2 protein-coding genes are annotated in these 1,524 nt (G+C 66.7%); both read right to left on the minus strand.

Going from position 1 to position 1,524, the window contains the following annotated elements; translation table 11 throughout:
* Positions 1-36: 36 nt before the first annotated feature.
* Positions 37-1,044 carry an IS3 family transposase gene (locus BIV25_RS46085; protein ID WP_071378576.1) on the minus strand — a complete coding sequence of 336 codons (1,008 nt, stop codon included), beginning with the start codon at positions 1,042-1,044 and terminating at the stop codon, positions 37-39.
* Positions 1,045-1,061: 17 nt separating this feature from the next.
* Positions 1,062-1,445 (minus strand): transposase, encoded by a 384-nt coding sequence (locus BIV25_RS51955; RefSeq protein WP_071378577.1) that lies wholly within the window; start codon positions 1,443-1,445, stop codon positions 1,062-1,064.
* Positions 1,446-1,524 lie beyond the last annotated feature (79 nt).

Below are 1,524 nucleotides of genomic sequence, written 5' to 3' on the forward strand. Positions count from 1 at the left end.
TCGGAAGATTTCAAGTCCAGTGAGACGGTTGTGACGCTATGAGGTTTGTGGTGCAGGTTCCCGGCGTTTGGCCGGGTCGTTGATCCATGCCTGCTGGGGTATCTGGGGTGGTCGGGGGCGGCGACTGAAGCGTTCGGGGTGGCGGGTGTATGCCTCGGTGAGGGTGACCGCTCGCTGGTCACGGACCTCCTCGGCGGTGCCGAAGTGGACGCTGGCGGGTGTGTGCCAGCCGATCCCCGAATGCCGGTGCTCGTGGTTGTAGTACGCGATGAACGCGTCGAACCACTCGCGGGCGTGGGCCAACGAATCGAACCGTTCGGGGTAGTCGGACATGTACTTCGTGGTCTTGAAGTGGGCTTCGATGTAGGGGTTGTCGTTGGAGGTCTTCGGCCGCGAGTGCGACCGAGTGACGCCAAGGTCGATCAGCAGCTGCGAGACCTTCTTGGAGGTCATCGAGGTGCCGCGGTCGGCGTGCACGGTTTCGGGCACGATGCCGTTGCGGGCGATGGTCTCGCGGATCAACTCCTCGGCCCGCACCGCTGATTCGGCCCGTTCGACGGTATGGCCGACGATGTACCGGCTGAAGATGTCGATGACGACGTAGGCGTGATACCAGACGCCCTTGACCGGTCCGGCGGCCTTGGTGATGTCCCAGGCGAACACCTGCGACGGTGCGGTGGCCACCAGCTCGGGCACCGTCCTGGCCGGGTGAGTGGCCTGGCGACGGCGCTCGCCGCACTGCCCCTGTTCACGCAGGATCCGATACATCGTGGAGACGGAGCAGTGGTAGCGCCCGGCATCCAGCTCGCGAGCCCAGATCTGCGCGGGAGGCAGCTCGGCGTACTCGACGCTGTTCATCAGCTCCAGTACCGCAGCCCGCTCTTCCACCGTCAGGGCCGAGGGCTGGACCTGCCGCTTGCGGGGCCTTGGCGGTGGCGAGGGGCGGAGCCGGCGGTAGTGGGTGGCCCGGGAGCGGCCGGTCAGCCGGCAGGCGGCCGTGATGCCCAGATTGCCCCCGATACCGGTGAACGCGTCGTCGACCACCGGTTCAGCGGCGCGCGTCAGTCCGCGCCCTCGGAGATCATTTCCAAGAGCGCGGACGCTTTTCCCATGACCTCCAACGCAGCCTTGTTCCGGGCCAGTTCCTTCTCCAGCCGCTCCACCTGACGGCGCAGCTTCTCGTTCTCAGCCTCGGCGGCCGACTTCTTCGGCCTCGCCGGACTGGTGCGCTTGTCGACCAGCTTCTCCAGCGCCCCGGCATCCCGCGCAGCCCGCCATTCCTTGACGTGCGAGTGGTACAGACGCTCGCGGCGCAGGACCGCGCCCTTCTCGTTCTTGGGCGCGGCATCGTACTCGGCCACGATCCGCAGCTTGTACTCGGGAGTGAAGGAGCGGCGCTTCGGCCGGGGAGTCGGATCGGACTCTGCGGGGTTGGTGCTGGTCATGAGGGGGTGGTTCTCCTGTCGTGCCCTCTCAGGCTAACCCGACGAAGCGGGGCGTCTCACCCAAGGCTGACAGAGAGGG

The organism is Streptomyces sp. MUSC 14, assembly GCF_001866675.1.
Taxonomy (GTDB): Bacteria; Actinomycetota; Actinomycetes; order Streptomycetales; family Streptomycetaceae; genus Streptomyces.